Annotated in this window: 16 protein-coding genes and 2 pseudogenes; 14 read left to right on the top strand and 4 right to left on the bottom strand. The window is 40.7% G+C overall.

What is annotated here, in order from left to right; genetic code table 11:
* Positions 1–132 precede the first annotated feature (132 nt).
* The 11 genes and pseudogenes from FTV03_RS11940 to FTV03_RS11890 all read left to right on the top strand — a co-directional run bounded on the left by FTV03_RS11940 (position 133) and on the right by FTV03_RS11890 (position 9,469).
* Positions 133–1,068: a hypothetical protein gene (locus FTV03_RS11940; RefSeq protein WP_180041518.1), complete on the top strand. Its 936-nt coding sequence runs from the start codon at positions 133–135 to the stop codon at positions 1,066–1,068.
* A 133-nt stretch (positions 1,069–1,201) separates the two neighbouring features.
* The gene (locus FTV03_RS11935; protein ID WP_180041517.1) at positions 1,202–1,588 is read left to right on the top strand and encodes a ribonuclease E inhibitor RraB; all 387 of its coding nucleotides are present in this window, start codon (positions 1,202–1,204) and stop codon (positions 1,586–1,588) included.
* A gap of 332 nt (positions 1,589–1,920) precedes the next feature.
* A pseudogene (locus FTV03_RS11930) lies at positions 1,921–2,368 on the top strand (SRPBCC family protein).
* A 45-nt stretch (positions 2,369–2,413) separates the two neighbouring features.
* Positions 2,414–2,782 carry a DUF488 domain-containing protein gene (locus FTV03_RS11925; RefSeq protein WP_180004732.1) on the top strand — a complete coding sequence of 123 codons (369 nt, stop codon included), beginning with the start codon at positions 2,414–2,416 and terminating at the stop codon, positions 2,780–2,782.
* Between the two features lie 155 nt (positions 2,783–2,937).
* On the top strand, positions 2,938–3,279 hold the full coding sequence (locus FTV03_RS11920) for a zinc ribbon domain-containing protein YjdM (protein WP_180041515.1): 342 nt from the start codon (positions 2,938–2,940) through the stop codon (positions 3,277–3,279).
* A 162-nt stretch (positions 3,280–3,441) separates the two neighbouring features.
* Complete coding sequence (locus FTV03_RS11915) at positions 3,442–3,804, top strand: 5-carboxymethyl-2-hydroxymuconate Delta-isomerase (RefSeq protein WP_180041514.1); 363 nt, start codon at positions 3,442–3,444, stop codon at positions 3,802–3,804.
* Between the two features lie 272 nt (positions 3,805–4,076).
* The gene (locus FTV03_RS11910; protein ID WP_078191118.1) at positions 4,077–4,412 is read left to right on the top strand and encodes a YegP family protein; all 336 of its coding nucleotides are present in this window, start codon (positions 4,077–4,079) and stop codon (positions 4,410–4,412) included.
* Between the two features lie 185 nt (positions 4,413–4,597).
* Positions 4,598–5,281, top strand: a complete 684-nt coding sequence (locus tag FTV03_RS11905; protein WP_180041513.1) for a DUF2939 domain-containing protein — start codon at positions 4,598–4,600, stop codon at positions 5,279–5,281.
* Positions 5,282–5,306: 25 nt separating this feature from the next.
* Positions 5,307–5,753 carry a nuclear transport factor 2 family protein gene (locus FTV03_RS11900; RefSeq protein ID WP_218950648.1) on the top strand — a complete coding sequence of 149 codons (447 nt, stop codon included), beginning with the start codon at positions 5,307–5,309 and terminating at the stop codon, positions 5,751–5,753.
* 137 nt (positions 5,754–5,890) lie between these two features.
* Positions 5,891–8,326: an AI-2E family transporter gene (locus FTV03_RS11895; protein ID WP_257220771.1), complete on the top strand. Its 2,436-nt coding sequence runs from the start codon at positions 5,891–5,893 to the stop codon at positions 8,324–8,326.
* 90 nt (positions 8,327–8,416) lie between these two features.
* A complete protein-coding gene (locus tag FTV03_RS11890; protein ID WP_180041512.1) occupies positions 8,417–9,469 on the top strand; it encodes a DUF1176 domain-containing protein in 1,053 nt (350 codons plus the stop codon).
* Between the two features lie 79 nt (positions 9,470–9,548).
* Here FTV03_RS11890 and FTV03_RS11885 read toward each other — a convergent pair whose 3' ends face one another.
* Complete coding sequence (locus FTV03_RS11885; protein ID WP_078191115.1) at positions 9,549–10,316, bottom strand: hydroxymethylpyrimidine/phosphomethylpyrimidine kinase; 768 nt, start codon at positions 10,314–10,316, stop codon at positions 9,549–9,551.
* A gap of 98 nt (positions 10,317–10,414) precedes the next feature.
* Here FTV03_RS11885 and FTV03_RS11880 point away from each other — a divergent pair, with 98 nt between their 5' ends.
* Positions 10,415–11,086, top strand: coding sequence for an HAD-IA family hydrolase (locus FTV03_RS11880; RefSeq protein WP_180041527.1), 672 nt, complete (start codon positions 10,415–10,417; stop codon positions 11,084–11,086).
* A gap of 28 nt (positions 11,087–11,114) precedes the next feature.
* Here FTV03_RS11880 and FTV03_RS11875 read toward each other — a convergent pair whose 3' ends face one another.
* On the bottom strand, positions 11,115–11,567 hold the full coding sequence (locus tag FTV03_RS11875) for a hypothetical protein (protein WP_180021346.1): 453 nt from the start codon (positions 11,565–11,567) through the stop codon (positions 11,115–11,117).
* Positions 11,568–11,864: 297 nt separating this feature from the next.
* Between FTV03_RS11875 and FTV03_RS11870 the strand changes: the two are divergent.
* Positions 11,865–13,035, top strand: a pseudogene (locus FTV03_RS11870) (low temperature requirement protein A).
* 93 nt (positions 13,036–13,128) lie between these two features.
* Entirely contained in the window at positions 13,129–13,542 is a 414-nt protein-coding gene (locus tag FTV03_RS17955) for a TM2 domain-containing protein (protein ID WP_228144741.1), read from the top strand.
* A 40-nt stretch (positions 13,543–13,582) separates the two neighbouring features.
* Here the strand turns inward: FTV03_RS17955 and FTV03_RS11860 are convergent, their stop codons facing one another.
* Together FTV03_RS11860 and FTV03_RS11855 are read right to left on the bottom strand one after the other, a co-directional pair.
* Positions 13,583–14,182 carry a DUF805 domain-containing protein gene (locus FTV03_RS11860; protein ID WP_180004738.1) on the bottom strand — a complete coding sequence of 200 codons (600 nt, stop codon included), beginning with the start codon at positions 14,180–14,182 and terminating at the stop codon, positions 13,583–13,585.
* A gap of 64 nt (positions 14,183–14,246) precedes the next feature.
* A complete protein-coding gene (locus FTV03_RS11855; RefSeq protein WP_180041511.1) occupies positions 14,247–14,489 on the bottom strand; it encodes a DUF805 domain-containing protein in 243 nt (80 codons plus the stop codon).
* Positions 14,490–14,614 lie beyond the last annotated feature (125 nt).

The following is a 14,614-nucleotide window of genomic DNA, read 5'->3' as shown; positions in this document are numbered from 1 at the left end:
TTGGTCAGATAAATACGGTTTTTTGCATTTGTTCTGCTAATATGAAATGAATTATAGATTTTAACTTTTGTAACTTAGGTTTGTTTTGGGGAATAAACTTAAATTATTGAAGCTTATTTTGAGGATTAGCAAATGATCAATATTGCTTTAATCGTCCTTATAATCCTATTAATTGTGGCTCTCCTTTTTGTTTATAACCGCAAATTGAAAAATGATAAAACCCTACGTTCACTGCAGGAAAACTTCGATCGTACGCGGCTAAAACTGGCTGAAACAGAGTCCCAGCAAGATGAATTGAATTATGAAATCAGTCAATTACGCATTCAAAACAGTGGCTTAAAAATCCAAGTCGATAAAGTAGCGAAATATCAACATATTGTGGATATTGAACAATATGTTGAGTATCGAACTTTACAGGCTGATGGTTTGGTGGAAGTCACCAAAGCCAATGCAGATATCATGTTGAATGATATTCGCGCACAGATTGAACAAGTGCGTCAGTATTTGAGCAAATATCAAGAAAGAGCTAAATCACAAATACAGGAACAAGCCCGTGCCGAGTTAAAGGGTTTGTATAGCCAAGCGCTGGATCAGCAGCATTTGGAAAACATCAACCGTGCTTTGGACAACAAAATACGGGGCTATCAGTCAGCATTCTTTTTGCCTTTACAGAGTATTTTAGATCAGCTGATGGATGGCATGAATGAATCTGCGGCAAACCAAAATTTGACTGCGGTACGTTGCAAAATGATTGATGCAATGGAGCAGCAATCGACTGCAAACTGTAATTATGTCGATGAAGAGCGTCGTTTGGCTGCGATGCAACTATTTACATTGGTGTTTAATAGTCGTGCTGACTTGTATTTGGCCCAATTAAATACCGAAAACTTAGGTGGGCTATTGCAGGCTTTGGCGGATGATTTCACCTTGCTCAATGCGCATGGTGTACATTTTAGTCAGGCACGGGTACTCGACAGTTATCTACAATTACGCTTAGAAGAATTGAAAATGGCAGCTTTGGTTTTACATCTTAAAGAAACTCAGGCCCACATGGATGTTGTGGTTTAATTTGAATTGTTATCAGAAAGATCACTTCGGCGGTCTATTTCTGATTAAAGAGATTTAGCTAATGCAAATTGCAACAATTATCCGTTAATCTAAGTCAACAGAATAAAATTCATAAACGATAAGGGAAAGTACAATGACTCGTGATTTTAAACAATTTCCAGATGATGATAATGGCAATGTGCTGTGGCAGATGCAGCAAGATGGTGACGATCTATCTGTGCCGCACGAAATCGAATATTCAATTGCCTTTTCGACTCAAGAGCAGGCTGAACAGTGTGCATTGTATTTATTGAAAGAAGAGCAAAAAATTTCGTTGTTCCAAGATGAAGAATCAGATCGCGTGGAATGGATTATCACGGTCTATGTCTATATGGAACCTGATTATGAAGATATCGTTGATTTAGAGCAGTGGTTTATTAAAATTGCGGAACAACATTCGGGCGAATATGATGGCTGGGGTTGTATGGCTTATATCTATGAAGATGATGATCTGGAAGAAGATGAAGCACAATTGAGCTAAGTCTCACTATTGCATCTTTAGCAACAAGAACCCAGTCTTTCAACTGGGTTTTTTATTATTTAAATTTTAGAGAAATTGTGTAAAATTTTGATTTTTCAATATTTTTATAAAAAAATCAATATGAATGCAGCTCACAAAACATAACACGGCATTGCGTTAAAGTGATGGGATCAATCTGTAGGATTCGCTATAGTATTGAACAGTAATACACCTTTCTCATACGTCGTAACACTGTTTCGCTTAGATCGTTTCAGTGTGATAAAAATGGACGATAAAGCGAGGGTGAATGCATGTGGATGATTCAGTGAAAACAATGACAAAAGGACATCATCATGAGTAATACTGTTCGATTACATCGTGTTTTTAGTGCACCTGTAGAGCGAGTTTATCGTGCCTTTGTGGAGCCAGATGCTTTGGTGAAATGGATGGCACCGCATGGATTTACCGCCCATGTGGAACATTCGGATGTGCGTGTAGGTGGCTCGTACCGCATGTCGTTTCAAAATTTTTCAACCGGAACCACACACGCTTTTCATGGTGATTATCATGAAGTCGTGCCGAATCATTTACTGCGCTATACAGACCAATTTGATATGCCAGAGTTAGCCGGTGAAATCGAGGTCACTGTTGAGTTTAAAGCGGTATCAGTAGGAACCGAAGTGACGATTGTACAGGCAGGGTTGCCGAGCGTTATTCCACCTGATGCCTGTTATTTGGGTTGGCAGGAGTCTTTACAGTTGCTGGCTTTTTTTAGTGAATCCAGCGATGCCCGATGAATAATTTGAAGAATGATCGAAAAACTGTAAATAGATGATGGAGGGCTTAATGACCGTACATATTAAACGTATTTATGATGAGATAAGCCCAGATGACGGTAAACGCATATTGGTCGATCGCTTGTGGCCGCGTGGTATCAGTAAAGTGAGCGCAGAGCTAGATTTGTGGCCGAAGGCATTGACGCCATCGACAGATTTACGTCGTTGGTATCATCAAGACGAGGCAATGGCTTCTCGTTGGGACGAGTTTAAACAGCGCTATTTGCAAGAAATACAGCCGCATCAAGCCGAGTTAGAACAACTGCGCGCATGGGAAAAAGAGGAGCCGCTGACCTTACTCACAGCGGCCAAACATATGGATAAAAATCATGCGCATATCTTAAAAGCGTTGATATTAAACACCTCATTAGAGATCTAAAATTTAAACCGATTAGTGCTGTGGCGTTGTGTTATTTAAATCGTCATAACTTCACTAAACCATACGATATTTATGGTTTTTAAGTTTATGAAATACATAAAAATGTTATATTAAGTTTTTATGGATTTTTGCGTCCATCTTTTTTGAGGTCTTTTATGTCTTTACCCAATTGTCCCCAATGTAATTCTGAATATACCTATAATGATGGTGACTTACTGATTTGTCCTGAATGCTCACACGAATGGCGTGAAGGCGAAAGCGCTGCTGATGAGCAGGTGCTGATTAAAGATGCCAATGGCAATGTATTGACCGATGGTGACACGGTTACTGTGGTGAAAGACCTTAAAATTAAAGGTTCATCTTCAGTGGTGAAAGTTGGTACCAAAGTTAAAAATATTCGTCTTTTAGTCGATGCAACAGATGGTCATGACATTGATTGTAAAATTGATGGTATCGGGGCAATGAAGCTCAAATCTGAATACGTGAAAAAAGTTTAAGTTTCGTTTTTGTTCGCTCCAAAGCAAATTTCAATCATCCTAAGCGAAGGCCACACTTGGCTTAGGATGTCTACTTAAACATGAAATAGATAACTAATTCGCTATAGATTTTACTTTTCAGCCTGCATAATAGAAGCATTACAGGTTTGAAATGTCTTTACTATGCCGCATATTCATTTGGAATATTCCAATAACCTTGAGCTGGAGGCTCGTCCTTTACTTAAATCGCTAAACAAGGCCTTATTTGAATCGGGTCATGTCAGTGCCATCAATGATATTAAGAGCCGTGCTGTCGCTCAGCAAGATTTTGTTGTGGGTTTGGATGAACACGCCCAACATGCGTATATGCATGCCAAAGTTTCATTATTGACGGGTCGAACGATCGAAGTGCAAAAGCAAATTTCATTGTTGTTATTGGACGTGTTGAAACAACATGTCACAGCTTCAGCAGTAGAAGTGCAACTTTGTGTTGAAATTTTAGAAATGAATAAAGCGACCTATTCGAAGCAGATCGTCAGTCCTTAAGGCCTTTATTCATGCGTTGAGTAATGCGCCTCTATTCACAAATACAGCATGATGAAAGAATGATGAAATCCGACTTCGGTCGGATTCTTTTTTATTGGAATTATTTATTGAAAATCATTTTCTTAGTGATTAAATTTTAAGCCTTTACACTGATCAAAAAAGACATTGAAAAATGTGACCGAGTTCATTTATATTCTGTAGATCAGGTTGAATTTCCAACAACAAATCCTGATCGAATAATAGAGAAAACAATGAAAATGAAGGGGTAACATATGTCGGGATGGTACGAGATCAGTCATTCTAATGATCAGCAGTTTCGTTTTGTATTAAAAGCAGGGAACGGTGAAATCATTTTAACGAGTGAATTATATAAAGCGAAAGCATCAGCCCAAAACGGGATTGAGTCTGTACAAAAGAACAGTGCAGATGACAGCCGTTTTGAACGACTGACGGCCAAAAATGGCAAACCATATTTTAATTTGAAAGCGGCAAACCATCAAATTATTGGGACCAGCCAATTTTATGCCAGTGAGCAATCACGCGATAAAGGCATTGAATCAGTTAAAACCAATGGTGCAAGTACCCAAATTAAAGATCTAACTGCTTAAATTTGAAACAACCTGATCGAGACAGTCAAAGCGGGATGAACAAAACGTGAAGGCTTGTCAAAATCACAAGATCAAAAGCAATATGGTTCTCAAATAAGCGTTGTTGGGTTGGACGCTCAACCCAGATCAGGCTTATTTGACGGTACAAGGAAGTACCACAACTTCACTGGCTAGAGTGGTGAACGATGAATAAGCAGAATCATATTTGGAATTATGGGCTCATTACGATCTTGATCATCGTCGTGGGTTGGATGATTGCATCTCCGTATTGGGTGCTGTATCAAATACGTCAAGCCTATGAGCACAATCAACCTGAAAAAATTGCTCAATATATCGATTTTGCGGCAGTCAAATCGAGTCTAAAACCACAAGTTGAAGACCTCATTCAACAGAAAACTGGGCTACAGCATTTACCCGAATTTGCCCAGTCTTGGGGTGGGCAGCTCAGCACAGTCCTCAGTGCAACGCTAGTCGACAGTCTGGTCAATCCAACCAGTATCATGCTGCTTTTACAAGGCAAAGCATTAAAAGAGTCGATCCAACTACCAGAAATAACCAAACTGACCAATCCGAGCATGATTAGCCCAGGGATTGAACTATTCACGCATGCTGAAAATAAGGTCGCAGAACAACCTTATGCGTCAACACTATCCAAAAATGACGAAACTGCAACCGCTGTTGCTTTAAAGCAAAGCCAGCCACTTGAACCCAAAGCCAGCTATAGCGCTTGGAATCGATTTGATCTGTATGTGCCGCTCCAAGGCCTAAGCGAAGAAAAATATACCGTATTTAGTATGCAACGCCGCGGTTGGAGCTGGAAGATCGTTGCAATTCAACTTCCAAACGCCGCCCAGAACAATGCTTCATAAAAAATAAAATAAATAGGTGCCAGAGATGCAAGATAAAATCAAAATAGTTGGTGACCAACAGGCCGCTGACGAAATTCTGCAATTTTTAGCCAATTGGGATGAGGTCATCTGCCAATTGAAAATTGAAAATATTGCTGAATCCTGCGCAGCAGATGTGTACTTTTTTGATGCCAGTTGTGAAATGCGTGGCTTAATGGCATATCAAAAAATGTGGGAATTTTATCGGGAGTATTTTCGTGAAGGCTTAAAGGTATTTAGGCGGGAATTGGTCATCCATGCAGATCCTGATATTGCCTTTCTGCACTGTTATTCCAAAATTGATGATCAGAGCGGGATACCGACGTCGGGGATCTCGTGGTGTCGTAATACCATTGGGATGAAAAAAACGCAGTCTCAATGGAAGATCGTTCATCAACATATTTCTGTTCCAGTGGATATTGTGACTCATCAAAGTAAAGTGATTACCTTTTAATTCCTCTCGAAACGCAGTATGAAAACAGAGCTATAAAGCTCTGTTTTTTTCTTTGCAAATCATTACATGAAATGCGTATGCAGCCCTAAAACTTCAGCCTAAATTAAAAAATAATGACCATCGTTCAGGATAAGAAAATGGATCATAAAAATAATAAATTAGCGCAAGAATTTGAATCATCACCATCAGGTCAAAAGCAAGGCTTGCAAGACCTGAACGCATCGAAGCAAATGCCCCCTGCAGATTTACATAAAGTGATTCGAATCACAGCAGGGTTTATCATCGGCAGTTTGCTGATTGCCGCCTTATATCTTGGCAAAGATATTTTTATTCCATTGGCACTCGCAATTTTATTGGCTTTTTTAGTTGATCCTTTGGTGATGAAACTACGCGGTTGGGGACTTCCGCAGATGCCATCTATATTTATTGTGGTCGGTTTGGCTTTGGCGATTTTATCCGGCGCGGCCTCTTATTTGGGTTATCAACTGGGGCAATTAAGCCAAGAATTACCGCAATATCAGGGCACGATTCAAAAGAAAATGGATTCTATTCGTCAATTTGCACGCGGCCCGAGTGTTTGGGATGGCGCAAAAACCACCATAGATACCGTTGAAAATTCGATAGATGATGTGGTGCCAGAAGAGAAAAATCCTAAAGTGCAACAAGTGAAAGTGGTGGGGCAACAACAAACCACGGCTGAAGCGGTCATGGCTTGGAGCGAGCGGGTGCTCAATCCCTTGGCAACTGCGGGTATTGTTTTTTTGTTTGTGATTCTGATTTTGGTCAATCGGAAAGATTTGCATGATCGTTTCCTTAAGCTGCTGGGCGGTAATTTAAATATTGGAACTGACGCACTAGATGAAGCGGCCAATCGTATCGGTAAATATTTACGTATGCAGCTGATGGTGAATGTGACCTACGGTATTCCGATGGCTTTGGGACTTTGGTTTATTGGGGTGCCGGCAGCAATTATGTGGGGAATGGTGGCGATTGTGATGCGCTTTGTTCCCTATGTCGGCCCGATGATTTCTGCGATTTTCCCCATTGCACTGGCTTTTGCGGTAGATCCCACATGGAATATGGTGCTGTGGACAGTCGGCTTAATCCTGCTCTTAGAGTTGGTCAGTAATAATATTATTGAGCCTTGGTTGTATGGGGAAAGTACTGGACTTTCAACTTTAGCCATTATCATCGCAGCCATGTTTTGGACGGCGGTGTGGGGGCCAATTGGTTTAATTTTATCGACGCCTTTAACCGCGTGTTTATTGGTGCTTTCAAGCTATGTACCATCCTTAGGTTTTATTAAAACCCTGATCGGTAGTACACCTGCATTGGAGCCGCATGAGCGCTTTTATCAGCGATTGGTCGCTGATGATGTGCAAGATGCCATGGATGTAGCACAGACTTTTATTGCTGAAAAGTTACCGAAAGATGCCACGGATGAAATCAAGGCACGTCGGGTCAATGCGTTTTATGCTAAAGTGGCGATTCCAGCCATACGGATTTTTTCGAGCGGACACAACACCGAGGCCAGTGCAGAGCATCGACTACGCTTACATCAAGGCTTAAAACTGTTTAATCATAGTTTTCAACGGGCATATCCAGTGGCACAGCAGGATCAGAAAGCAGCGGTGTTATGTATCGGCGCACGTTGGGAAATTGATGTTCAAGTATCGGCTATGTTGGCGCATGGGCTAAGTTTAAGCGGTATTCCGGCTCAGGCATTTAGCGACGTATTGATTCAAAATCAGCATCAAAGTATGGATGATATCCAAGAGGATATTCAGATCGTATGTATTTCGATTTTCCATACAGTACCAGAAGCTCAAATTCGCCTTTTAAGCCATGTTTTTAAGGCACAGTTTCCAGATATAAAACTGATTTTTGCACTGTGGAGCTGTGATGAGATATCCCAATTAGATGCGATCAAAGAAAATTTCACCGTCGATGCAGTGGTCAATAATATGAATGACTTGTTATTAACCATTGAAGCTTTTCAATTGAAGCATGGTGAATCTTGGTTGGATGAGCCTGATCCTAGCGTTGAAGCGCAGCGCTTAAAAGCATTAGAAGAACTGAATGTTTTGGATGAGCGGAATTTACCGATCTATGAACAATATATTGAAGAAGCTCGACAAGCCTTCGATGTGAAATATGCGCAAATTTCTTGGGTCAAGCAAGATTGGGTTTATACCCCAGGTAGCCCTTTGGCTGAGGCTACCGAGCAACCGATGCAGGTGCGCCAGTCGAAGCAAGACTCGATCTGTAGCCATTTGGTGTATCAAAATGAACGATTGATAATTGAAGACCTACAACGTGACCCACGCTTTGCGCATTTACCTGAATTGATGCATAACCGCATTCGCTTTTATGCAGGCGTTGCACTTAGAGACCGTAATGGGGTGGCGTTGGGAAGTTTCTGTGTTTTAGATCGGCAGCCGAATCAAATGACCGATGATGATATGAGTCTGTTAAAAGGCCTTGCGGCAGATTTGATGAATACGCTCAGTGATGAAAATGTGAAGCGAAAAAAATGTGAGGAGATACAGCAACTAAATGATTCGTCTTCATAATTTCAAATGATGCAGCAGATCTTTTTAGGCTGGAGTTTCAGTGAAAAGCATTTTAAGATAGTTCTAATATAATTATTTTGAGCCAAAGACATGAACAAAAATAATGTCATCTGGCAACTTCTATTGGGCTATGTTGTTGCATTGGGTTGTAGTGTGAGCTTTGCTCAAATTCAAGGAAACTATTTTTCACATAAAGATTGGGAAATCGCTTGTGATAATACGGGGACTTGTCGCGTTGCAGGTTATCAAGCGGAGGGCAATCAGCCCGCTATTTCTGTGTTATTACAACGTGCTGCGGGAGCTCAAGCGCAAGTCAGCGCACGAGTGAAACTCGATCCTGAAACCTTCAATGCGGCAAATCAACCACTTCAACTTTACATTTTAGGTAAAAATCAGGGAACTGTGCAGCTTGATGCCAAAACTGCGGAAGGTCAGTTAAGTGCAGCTCAAACTCAAAAACTGATTCAAGCCTTACAAGCCAACCAACCAATTGTGTGGAAAGGCAACAACAAAACATGGTTATTGTCGGTGCAGGGCGCTAGTGCAGTTTTACTCCGTATGGATGATTTTCAAAAGCGCATAGGGACAAATTCGGCATTATTGCGTAAAGCCAATAGTAGTTCGGCCAATGTACTCAAACCGAAAAGTATTCCGAAAGTGAATATTCAAAATTACAGTAAGGGCTTACAAACACGGTATGCCGTCAATGCGCCCACAGCCAAACAATTGTTTGGATTGATAAAGAAGAAAACGACAGTAGAAGATTGTCCTCAACTCTTTGATGCAAATTTCTTAGAGGATGATCGGGTCGTGGTGTTTCCAATCAATGGGAAAAATGCCTTGGTCGAAGTGCCATGTTGGCGTGGGGCATATAACAGTGGTAATGGCTATTGGCTGATGGATCGAAATTTAAAGCAAATCAAACAATCCGTGACCTTTTCCGGAAGTGGTTTTAGCGAAGGGCAGATTTTCTCCAATCAACGTGGACGAGGCATTGGCGACTGTCATAGTACGGGGGAGTGGTCATGGAATGGTCAGCGTTTTATCCAAACCTATATGGCAAAAACCACACAGTGCAAAGGATTTGCTGGTGGTGCGTGGGAAATTCCAACCTTGGTCTATCGCGTTCAACTCGACTCTTAATTTGAAAAAGCCCTGATATTCAGGGCTTTAAATGATGCAGCGTTTTATTCTATCGGGTTTAAATAAATAACCGAGTACTTTAAAAACGTTTTGGAATTTTCTGTCCTCCGACAACTGGTGATTCAGCGATTTTCAACACACCAAATAGCCATGTTTCGGCATGATGAACAGCCGTTTTGAGCTCATCACCTAAGGCTAAACGCCCTGCAATAAAACTCGCCAATGAACAGCCCGAACCATGATATTCCCCATCCAGTCGTGGACAACGGGTTTCAGAGACTAATTCACCCTGAACGTACAACGAGTTTTGGATATAGTCAGGCGTATTTTCATGCCCACCTTTTACTAATACCGCTTGAGCACCCATCGCAAAAAGTTGCGCAGTTGCTTTAGAAATATCCTCTTCACCTGTGAGCGCACGTAATTCTACGGTATTGGGTGTAAGCACAGTGGCAAGTGGAATCAGTTCTGCAAAGGCTTTGACCAAAGTTGCTTGATCGCCCAAAGAACCACCACTATTGGCAACTAAAACGGGGTCGAGAACATAATGATATTCGGGATGTTCACGTAAAAACTCAGCGAGAGCCGCGATATTTTCAGTCGTTCCTAACATTCCTGATTTTACACAGCGAATAGGGAGGTCACCGACGACGGCATGTGCTTGAGCCAGCAATAACTCACGAGAGGTCGCTTCAAACGAATACACTTGTTGTGAGTTTTGAACGGTTAATGCTGTACACGCAATGGCAGCATGTGCGCCACTTTGACCAATGGCTTCAATGTCCGCTTGCAGTCCTGCACCACCTGAAGGGTCAAGACCTGAAAAGCACAGTACAGTAGGGCGCACAATGATGTCCTTATTACACAAAATTTGCGATAGTATAGGCAACTTTGAGCGAACACTCGATAGTATTTTTGCAGAAGTGAATGGATAAGGTACAAGCTGTGATTAAGAATATATTGATCGATCTCGATGGAACATTAACAGATCCAAAAGTTGGCATTACTACTTCAGCACGCTATGGACTGGCGAAAATTGGACATCCCATTTCGGATGAGACCAATATCGATTGGATCATTGGGCCACCTTTGAAAGCCTCTTTGGCCAAAATCCTCAATGTCGATGTGCATAATGTACTTGCAGATCAGGCTTTACTAGGCTATCGCGAGCGCTTTGCAGTGACTGGCTTATTTGAAAATAAAGTCTATCCTGCCGTTGCCGACACTCTAGCAACTTTACAACAGCAAGGCTTTCACTTGTACGTCGCTACAGCAAAGCCGACGGTCTATGCCCGCCAAATTTTAGAACATTTTGATTTGGCACAATATTTTACTGTGATCTATGGCAGTGAACTGAACGGTGAGCGCACCAACAAAGGCGATTTAATTGAATACATTTTGCAGCAAGAACAGTTGGATGCGAAGGAATGTGTGATGGTGGGAGACCGTGAGTACGATATTTTAGGCGCACGCCGTAATGCAGTGCAGAGTATTGCTGTGAGCTATGGTTATGGTAGTGCAGAAGAAATTCAAACGGCTGCACCGGCACTGGTGATTGATCGTTTTAACGATTTGATTTCGAGTATTGAGCAATTGCAGCAGCAGAAAGTGTCGTAGTTGCACCTAATCAAGAGAATGATGCTGATTATTTAAAGATAATCAGCAAAATCAGAAAAATCAGCCCACAGAAAAACCATTTGAGCAAAGGTGACTCATCATTTTTGATGGTTTCTGCTTCGAGTGCGATGCCATGTTTATCGTAGACAAATACAAAATGTGCATTTGCGCTTAGAGCCATTTCTTGAATGGCTTGTAGCTCGAGTGCGCTGACTTCTTCACTTAAGCGTTCTTTTAGCTGAATAAAAATAACCGGCTGTCCAAACTCATACCACTTGAAGTGGATCTGTTGTATGAGTTGGTTGAAGCACTGTTCTGCAACATGATAGTTTCGGACAAAACTTCCACGTTCTATAAAAGCTAAAGGGCAGTTTTGTTCAGCTACAATTTGATGATCACGCGTTAAAACTTGCATTTGATCATAATGAATCTGTACCCAAACTGCGTCAGGAAAAGACGCTAATTTTTCTTTTAACATCACTTTTAGATTTCATTATTTTTTTAATTACTAGCAGTATGTCATTAAAATTTAGAGAAAAATATAGCTGAGATATAAAAAACACATCGATCTATCGAGTTTTTATCTTAAAACGTCTTTCGCAGTTTTGTCACTTTGAATTTTTAACTTCTACAATTGAAATATCTAAATCTTAAGTGTGTTTTTAAAGCCATTATCCTTTTTCTAGAAAACTGTTTCTCATCTGATTTATGTAATCGATCTTGTAACTGTTTCAGGCTTTTGAAAAAATTCAGACAGAAAACAATAAAGCTGAATGCTATGTCCAAATCATTTTTATTCCCTAGCCAGTGGCTCAAACCTTTGCACCCACGTGATCCACATGAGCATCATCGTGTCGCGACCTCTTTAGAATTGCTTTTTGACTTGATCTTTGTCGTGGCGATCGCAACAGCAGGGCAGCAACTGCATCATGCCATTGTTGAAAATCATTTAGCTCAGGGTTTAACGCTGTATGGCATGGTGTTTTTTGCCTTGTGGTGGGCGTGGATGAACTTTAGTTGGTTTGCTTCGGCGTATGATAATGATGATGCGCTCTATCGAATCTTAACTTTCGTACAGATCATTGGTTCTTTGGTCATTGCTGCAGGTATTCCAAGCGCTTTTCAAAAGCAGGATTTTGACGTAATTGTGATTGGTTATGCCATTATGCGTCTGGGCTTAGTTACAGCAGTGGTTTCGCGTTGCAAAGCATGATCTGTCCCGTCGGAAAACAGCATTACGCTATGCTTTTGGCATCATACTGGTGCAAGTGGGGTGGCTGTTCTTTCATTTTTCACCGCTGCATTTCACAGTTTATCTTTTCATTTTGCTCGCAATTGCTGAACTGTCTATCCCAGTTTTTGCAGAAGCTGCAAGCCGTACACCTTGGCATGCGCATCATATTGCAGAGCGATATTCACTGCTTACCATTATCGTTTTAGGCGAATCTATTGTCGGATGCTCGATTGCCATAACCGATGCATTAACAAATCAGCGTTTTAGTACTGAACTGATTTTTCTGATGGTGGGCGGTCTGATGATGATGTTCACCATGTGATGGTCTTATTTTGATACCAGTATTGCAGAGCGTTTAAATAGCCGAAAAATGGCATTTACTTGGGGTTATGGACATTTCTTTGTCTTTATTAGTATCGCGGCGATTGGTGCAGGTTTAGCTGCCGCAGTTGATGTGGTTTCGCATGAGGCGCTGATTAGTTCTGAGAAAGAAAGCTACTTTGTGGCGATCAGCCTCGTGATTTATACGACAAGTTTATATTTACTTCATGAATTGCATCATCAAAGTGGTTTTAGAAAACTTTTATATCCTTTAACCGTGGTGATTGTTTTATGTATTCCGTTGTTTATTACTCCTGCGGGTTATGCAATATTTGCGATGGCAGTGGTATATGCATTGAGATTGATGTTTACAAAATGCTATTTGGCAAGATAAGTTAATGATATGATATTCATCAATAATTCGTTATATTGCTGATGAAAATAACGTCCAAGAATCATCAAATAAAGATAAAACATAGAGGATTATATGAAAGGGCAAATACTCGATTTTTCTGTTCAAAATAATACAGGCATCATCAGCGGAGATGATCAGAATCGTTATCAATTTTCTGGAAGCGATTGGAAAGGACAAACTGTTCCTGCTCGTGGACAATTTGTTGATTTTGAGACAAGTGGAATGGGTTACGCAACCGATATTTACTTAGTCGCTGTGCCGAATGCTTTAGGCACGCAATACGGTCAAAAGAGTCGTATTGTTGCTGCACTCTTAGCATTCTTCCTTGGTGGATTTGGTATACATAAATTCTATTTGGGTCGTATTGGATGGGGGATTGTGTATCTGCTATTCTGTTGGACCTTTATTCCATCCATTGTTGCTTTTATTGAATTTATTATTTATCTATGCACTTCAGATGAAGATTTTGCGCGTAAATATGGCTAAAGTTTTTTGTTAAAAGATAAGGCGCATTGTGCGCCTTATTTTATTGTTGCAGATCTCTAGCGGGTTGACCCCATTGGTTGTTCTCGGCTTTGGTGTCTGTAGCCCACCATATAATCAGTGGAATGATTCCAATGATTGTGAGCATTAAAAGTTGCCACCAACCTGAACGTCCTGTGTCATGTAGTCGACGTGCGCCAACAGCTAAGCTAGGAATGAGTAAAACGATATTGGTAATATTTTCTAGCCAAGGTTCACTGCCAATAACGAAATCGCAAACAGAGGCAAGTATAATGACCAATATACAAAATAGCCAAAAGAACCAGAACTCTTTACGTCGAGCACGTCCTTCAAATTCAGCAAACTTTTTCAGTGGTTTGAATGACCACGCGAAAAAGTCATAGTTTTCCTCTTCTTCACTGTAGTTTGTTCGCGTATTCGTGGAAAAACTTTGTTGGCGTAATGCAATATAGACTTGAATTGCTTGCCCACTTTCATCCAAAGCAAAATCAACCTGTTCTCCACGTGTAGGTGGTCTTTGACCTCGCCATTCATGACCAGCAAATTGATAGTGTTTTCCATCTTCAGCACTAATCACCCCAGTATTAGTTTGAATCGAAAAATCTAGTATTTGTCCTTTCATATTTTTCCTGAGTTAATGTGCTGTAGATAGGGTGGCTACATAAATAGTAGCCACGATTTTTTATTTATTTGGCAGGTTGTCCCCATTGGTTTACTTCAGGTTTGGTTTCTGTTGCAAGCCAAATTAGAACCAGAATTGGTCCAACGAGCGGAATCATTTGTATTAACCAATACCAACCAGATTTATTAATATCATGTAAACGACGTACTGCAACAGAAAGGGACGGAATAACCATTGCTAAGATGAAAATACCTGTGAATATTCCTCTGGTTCTAAGCACTGAATCGACAATCAGAGTAATAATCATAGGACTTACGCATTGACGGATTCAAAAAAGTATTAAAATACTTTATAAAGTATCTGTGATCAGACGAATTAAAAATGCTTCTACAGCAACTTGTACTCTACCCATTTATATGGGCTTTCTCATGA

This window comes from Acinetobacter sp. YH12218, from assembly GCF_013417925.1.
Taxonomy (GTDB): Bacteria; Pseudomonadota; Gammaproteobacteria; order Pseudomonadales; family Moraxellaceae; genus Acinetobacter; species Acinetobacter amyesii.
This window is presented reverse-complemented; position numbering and strand designations above follow the sequence as displayed.